We start from the raw sequence: 5815 nt of genomic DNA, 5'->3' as shown, positions 1-5815 counted from the left end.
AATGCCTAGGAACAAAACCCGGGGCACTTCAGTTACCATCCGCTTAAACCTCACCTATAAAAAGCCTCACATACAACTGACTCGGATCTCACAACCCGACAAGTGCCATGAAGATGGCTCTACGATTCAGAGCGTGGATCGCTTTAGTGCTTTCTTATACAAACGGATCTTTTTGCATGCCCACTCGTAATGCGAGCTCGTCGCAGAGACTGCATAGGAACCTAAAGACGTGGTGCCGGTGAACGCAAAATGCTTCTTTGTGAACAGTTCCTCATCACTGAAGGGCTGGATTCGGGCCAAAATCTGCTGGTGGGACTTCTTCAAGAGCTCGAGTGCCTGCCCATAGGTCGTAGCATGGTGCTTATCACGAAACCCCTCGTTCATAGGAGCGTAGTTCCTCCACGTATATGGGGAAGGTAAGAACGGACGATCCTTGCCAGCTAAGTTATCGTTGATCCAAGTCAACCAGAGTTGTTGCCACTCATACAAGTGAACGAGGACGTTTTTACAGTTCTTGTCACGCCGCCAGTGAGCCTCCGGCTCGCGATCAGTCAGCACTGACGGGAAGCTAGCTTCACGCGCAGCAGGCGGGAGTGATTCGACAAGCGCAATAAGTTTATCGAATTGCATGGTGGACGCAGCAAGCAGCTCATCTTTAGTACGGGGTCTAGCCATAAAACAACCCTAAAGGAAATTGACGCTAATTACCCGCGATGAAATTAACAATAGCACTAATACTATTGTCTAATATGCACCGAGCCTTTTCCCTTGCCAAGGCTGCCACTCCTTGCGCAGAAAACTAGTCAAAGAATGTATTCCGTCAAGTTCTGACACGCCGTTCCTATTCTATCCCTCGTAATGGCCGCAAGTTCCTCTTGAGTCAGGTTCAGCTCACGACGGCGATTCCGCACAGCACTTGCCAGATCCAGCACTCCACTCACCTACCTACCTGTTAACCGAACGAAACTTCACACTAACTACCACGCACCACTACCGGCAGGAATTTGCCGGTTTTCCTAGTTAACCTTACGCAATACCAACCCGAACCCTAAATCCGGCACGATCATGCCCATTCACCAGACAAATGAGCCTCACCCCCCACCAAGGTGCCCCAATCGGCACGTACGCGCCGATTGGGTTCTTTGCCGAACTCTCCAGAAGACCTCCAACAACTGGGCCATACATGAAAAGCACAATATCTTCAGCAATGCTCTTTCCACCATCCCACGTGAAACCCCAATCTTGCGCAAATCCCGAAATGATCGCACGTCGGGGTGTTGCCTCAAAGACTTGAGTACGTAGATGTAGCCAGTTTCCTAATCAGCATCAACAATTTCAGGTATCCACAACGGTGGCGCACACTAGTGTTTGATCACCGGTTTCGTATATGCGATTTGCGAAGGGGTCTCGGTACATGGCCGATTCAGTGCCGTTTTCGAAAATCACGCTCCGGTGTCACCGTCCAGGCCACGCCCGAGTTCATCACCCCATCGACCAGATATTCCAGCCGGTCGTAGATGTTCTCGCGCGCAACCTCGGGTCGGATCAGCACGACGCGTATATCCCGCATGCAACTCCAAATACCGCAACGCCGTAGCAACAGCCTTCTCGTGTGCGGTATCCACCGCCGTACCCACCCGAGCATCATCAGAAAGCCCCCCCCCACAACACCGACACACTTTTCGGCGCGCACAACGTCACGTCAAACCCCCGAGACCCCGGTGCCCGACCCAACCCCTCACCACTAGGTGCCTCCCCGTGATAAAACCACCGACTCACATCTTTCCCCGCCACCGCCTGACCATTGTTCACACCACAAAATTCCTTCCAATACCGGCTCGGCGTCAGCCAACACACTCACCACCCACGCACGCGCAGGCTGGCGCCCATGCTCCGAATAGTAAGCCTGTGTGCCACGAGTGTCATCAACTGTTGACCCGTAGTAGGCGACAGATTCAGAGTGCAACTTCAACAAGGTCAACACTGCTTCTCTGACACCACCTCCAACCGCACTGTGAGCACAACGGTCGATCTCGCATGTTTATTGCAAATGTAGGAGTGTTTTTGCTGCTTGCAGCAGTTGCGTTGCTTGTGTCAGTGCTGGTCGGGGCGACCGGTATTTTGCGTGTGAGTGGTGGGGTGTTTTTCGTGTAGCGGTCATGGAGAACTGGGGCGTTGTTGTGCCACTCGCGGTAACGAAAAACGGTGTGCGGAACTCGGCTTGGGCTCGGCCTCCACGCCCAAGGCGCGAACACATTTGTTCGAATCAGAACGGCTCTGCCTCTATCGTTTCGTAGGCTAGTGATATGACGCCTGCTAGCTCCGCCACCGCCATTGATCGCGGTTCCATCCGCACACAACTCAACAGCTTCGTCTCCCACTGGCGACCACGCATCGACGAGTAGCGGCAGACAGGAAGGAAGCACACCGAGAAGTCCCCTCCTACACAGTCCGCGTAAGAATCGTTGCCCATGACAGCGACAACGGGAAGATAGCACTCAGCATGATGAGCCCCATGCTGATACCACCCACTAACACGGCCGGTAGCCTAAACCTCATGGTTTCCCAGCGTCTGCCCACCACCGTGATCCTAGCCTCCCTCGCACTGATCTTTAGTGGCGCGAGCATCCTCAACGAAAGCCCACGCACGCCGCTGATTACCGTTTTGATCATGACCCAGGCCCTTAGCCTCATCGTCGCGCCCCGTTACCCGCGCATCAGCACAGGCATCTACATCACCGCATTCCTCGGCGCACTCCTAGCAGGCCATTCCACAGGTGTGGAACTCTTCCTCGGCGTCTTCCTCATCACCGCCATCACCGCTACCAACCACCACCTGCTGACCCTATTAGTTGCAGTCACCATCACTCTCGGTGGCTTTTACTCGCCACACGAAGCACACTTCACTTTCGAGGCCATCACGCTGATGATCTTTTGTACCATCGCCACCCTGGCTTACCTCCTTGGCCTATGGATCCACCGCAACCACCAACAACATCTCAACACCCAACGCATCCAACAAGCCCGTCGTCAACAACTCACCAGCCTGCTGCATGACACCATCGCCGCGGATCTGACATCCGTCATCGCCCAGGCAGAAAAACTCGCCGTCACCACCCCACAGCGTCAAGACGAACTAAAAGGTGTCGCAGGCACCGCCCGCAACGCCCTTGACCGCACCCGACAACTGCTCACCACACTCAACACCCACCCCAACACCGAACCCACGAACAGTCTGCCAATCATACTGGACACCACCACTAAGCGGCTGCGTGATCACGGCTTTACCGTCACAACCACCACCCGGCTGGCCACTCCTGTGACCATGACCCTGCCCAACACCGCTCTTGAACGTGTCTTAAGCGAAACAGCCACCAACATCATCAAGCACGCCACACCCCACAGCACTGTGGCTATCGACACAACATCCGATGATGAGGGGGTGACCATCACCGTCACCAACCACCACACCCCCGCACAGGCGAAGCCCACCGGCTCAACTCATCTGGGTTTAACCAGCATGTCTCAGACACTGCACACACTCGGCGGCACATTGATAATTCGCTCCGATGAACAAGAATGGATCACAATCGCCCGTCTTCCCTTCCTGCGACGATAGAGGTGGTCTATAACTAGTTACATGACCAAAGCCATCACATACGCAGCCCTTGGTGCACTCCTACCACTGGCTCCCGCCATCACTGACCCGCCGACACATGAAGCCAACACGGTAGCACCTTTCGGCATCACAGACTGGTTAAGCTGCTCCAAAAAGCCACACCTGCCGTGGTGCAACAAATGACCACGCGCATCCTGTTGGTCGACGATGACCCCACCATCCTCGATACCTTCCCCGTATATTTCTCCACCACCGACGATCTAAAGGTATCAGGCACGGCCAGAACTGGCAGGCAAGCACTAACCTGGCTAGACACCAACACCTGTGATCTTGTCCTGTCTGATGTTCGTATGCCGGATATCGACGGTATTGAACTACTCCAACACATCCAGGACTTTAACCGCCCGCCCTTATTCGTCGCCATGACCGCCTTCGATACTGATGACACGATGCTCAAGTGCTTAGGCCTGGGCGCGGTGGGCTACATCATTAAAGGACAAGCCCCAGAATCAATCATTCACTCTCTACGTGACGCCACGCACGGGGGAACAGTTCTCTCTCCCGGCTGCCTCAACAGACTCCTCGACAGCAAAACCGTCGTCAATAGAGAAGATGGAAGTGAGTTTCGAGCTCCAAAGATCAACAACCGTGAACAAGTCGTTCTATCCCTCATCTGCGAAGGTAAAACAAATGGAGAAATCGGCAAATCGCTACGTTTGGCCGAGGTCACAGTCAGAAAAGTGATCGCAAACCTCTTCATCAAATTCTCCGCGAGGAACCGTGTAGATCTCGCAGTCAGGTATCAGACATGCAAGGATTCACACCAAGGTACCGCGCTGCGACTGCCTTCAGAAAACATAGGCACCTAGCGACTCGCCAATTAACTGCCCCTTCAGGGGGTATCGCATCCGATATAAAAGACTTGAACAGCTCAACGCAAGCATTCTATGGATTACTCTGATTTTCGTCTCATCCACCTTACCTCAGGAAGCAAAGTATGTTTCAGAACAGCTGGAAATTACTAGCTCCGCTACTGATTACAGCAGCGACTCTCTCCCCCACAATGCATGCTGCGTCTGCAGAGTCTCTCCCAGAAACACAGGGAGGGGATGAAGTAACCATCACGTCGCCTGAAAATATCGACGCACTCAATCCAGATAGAGATGTCGATTTCACTCCACGGATCACAACTCACGGAGAGCCAGGCTCTGTTACAACAATTCCTGTTGCAGGCGGAGAACAGACAGTATTTACCATTGATTCCCCGGATGATCCTCACAGTAGAACTTTTGACCTCAACCTTCCCAAAGAGGCAACTATCGTGGAACGCGATGGCTTCTTCTTCGTTGAGCAGAATGGAGGAATCGCCATCCGAATTTCTGAGCCCTGGGCGAAAGATGCTCACGGGAGGAATCTGGAAACATGGTTCACTACCGACGGAAAGGAGCTAACCCAGCACGTAGAGAAGAATGAATCAGCTACCTACCCAATCACAGCCGATCCACGCTGGAACTGGGGAAACATTTCAGGCCATATTTACTTTAGTAAAGAGGAGACTCGTAAACTGGCTGCTGGAGCCGCTGGAGCCGCTGCAGTGGGACCCTTTTGGCTAGCAGTTCCACCACCATTCGGCCCAGCCATCGCGGGCTGGTGGGCGAAGAATTCGATCCACGTCACCGAAACCGCGACACGGGCTGTGGCGGGCAAAAAGTGCGTACAGTTGAAGGTGGGTTACATCGGCATTTCAGGAATTATTGGAGTTTCTCCAGCCGAATACACAGAGGGGTGTTCATGAGTAAAAAATATGCCTTCACCTTGGCATTGTCAGCTTTTTATGCGATATGCACCGCGATGACTGCGGGAACTCAGCTTGTCGAAAGCATTACTACGAACAAGGGTCGCCTCGTTATCAATATTCTCCTACTGATTGCCGTATTCATCGTGTCCACAGTCTTAGTTGCTATGTTTCAACGCAAACGCGCTCCTGTGGAATTGAACAGCGTAGCCATAGTGTGCTTTACGGTTATTTACACAGTAGTAATCCTACTCAGTGAACTTCCTCTGACAATGCTTCTTTTTCCAGCATGTATGTTTGCCGCATTCATAGCCGTTCCGAGCTATCAGAAGTGGCTTAAAGCGACTGATGTCGGATTGCAATAACGGGCCCTTCCGGATTTAGAGTGCGTTGATCCTGCC

At 53.0% G+C, this 5815-nt stretch carries 7 protein-coding genes; 4 read left to right on the top strand and 3 right to left on the bottom strand.

Annotation, left to right across the window (positions count from 1 at the left end):
- Positions 1-126: 126 nt before the first annotated feature.
- The 3 genes from HMPREF3098_RS00635 to HMPREF3098_RS12020 form a co-directional block, all read right to left on the bottom strand.
- Positions 127-675, bottom strand: coding sequence for a ClbS/DfsB family four-helix bundle protein (locus HMPREF3098_RS00635; RefSeq protein ID WP_070433611.1), 549 nt, complete (start codon positions 673-675; stop codon positions 127-129).
- Positions 676-1423: 748 nt separating this feature from the next.
- Positions 1424-1570, bottom strand: a complete 147-nt coding sequence (locus HMPREF3098_RS11420; protein ID WP_168155963.1) for a hypothetical protein — start codon at positions 1568-1570, stop codon at positions 1424-1426.
- 77 nt (positions 1571-1647) lie between these two features.
- The gene (locus HMPREF3098_RS12020) at positions 1648-1812 is read right to left on the bottom strand and encodes a relaxase domain-containing protein (RefSeq protein ID WP_168155962.1); all 165 of its coding nucleotides are present in this window, start codon (positions 1810-1812) and stop codon (positions 1648-1650) included.
- Between the two features lie 745 nt (positions 1813-2557).
- Here HMPREF3098_RS12020 and HMPREF3098_RS00630 point away from each other — a divergent pair.
- The 4 genes from HMPREF3098_RS00630 (at position 2558) to HMPREF3098_RS00615 (ending at position 5779) form a co-directional block, all read left to right on the top strand.
- Positions 2558-3619, top strand: coding sequence for a sensor histidine kinase (locus tag HMPREF3098_RS00630; RefSeq protein WP_246815794.1), 1062 nt, complete (start codon positions 2558-2560; stop codon positions 3617-3619).
- Positions 3620-3798: 179 nt separating this feature from the next.
- Positions 3799-4488, top strand: coding sequence for a response regulator (locus HMPREF3098_RS00625; protein ID WP_070433609.1), 690 nt, complete (start codon positions 3799-3801; stop codon positions 4486-4488).
- Positions 4489-4616: 128 nt separating this feature from the next.
- Entirely contained in the window at positions 4617-5414 is a 798-nt protein-coding gene (locus HMPREF3098_RS00620; RefSeq protein ID WP_246815793.1) for a hypothetical protein, read from the top strand.
- A complete protein-coding gene (locus tag HMPREF3098_RS00615) occupies positions 5411-5779 on the top strand; it encodes a hypothetical protein (RefSeq protein ID WP_070433608.1) in 369 nt (122 codons plus the stop codon). Before HMPREF3098_RS00620 ends, HMPREF3098_RS00615 begins: the two co-directional genes overlap by 4 nt.
- Positions 5780-5815 lie beyond the last annotated feature (36 nt).

It is taken from the genome of Corynebacterium sp. HMSC28B08, assembly GCF_001806865.1.
Taxonomy (GTDB): domain Bacteria; phylum Actinomycetota; class Actinomycetes; order Mycobacteriales; family Mycobacteriaceae; genus Corynebacterium; species Corynebacterium auriscanis.
The sequence above is the reverse complement of the archived record's forward strand: the minus strand, read 5'-3'. Positions and strand labels throughout refer to the sequence as shown.

Coding starts and splice junctions, on each gene's coding strand:
- HMPREF3098_RS00635 (WP_070433611.1), bottom strand. CDS start 675: ATGGCTAGACCCCGTACTAAAGATGAGCTGCTTGCTGCGTCCACCATG.
- HMPREF3098_RS11420 (WP_168155963.1), bottom strand. CDS start 1,570: ATGCGGGATATACGCGTCGTGCTGATCCGACCCGAGGTTGCGCGCGAG.
- HMPREF3098_RS00630 (WP_246815794.1), top strand. CDS start 2,558: ATGGTTTCCCAGCGTCTGCCCACCACCGTGATCCTAGCCTCCCTCGCA.
- HMPREF3098_RS00625 (WP_070433609.1), top strand. CDS start 3,799: ATGACCACGCGCATCCTGTTGGTCGACGATGACCCCACCATCCTCGAT.
- HMPREF3098_RS00620 (WP_246815793.1), top strand. CDS start 4,617: ATGTTTCAGAACAGCTGGAAATTACTAGCTCCGCTACTGATTACAGCA.
- HMPREF3098_RS00615 (WP_070433608.1), top strand. CDS start 5,411: ATGAGTAAAAAATATGCCTTCACCTTGGCATTGTCAGCTTTTTATGCG.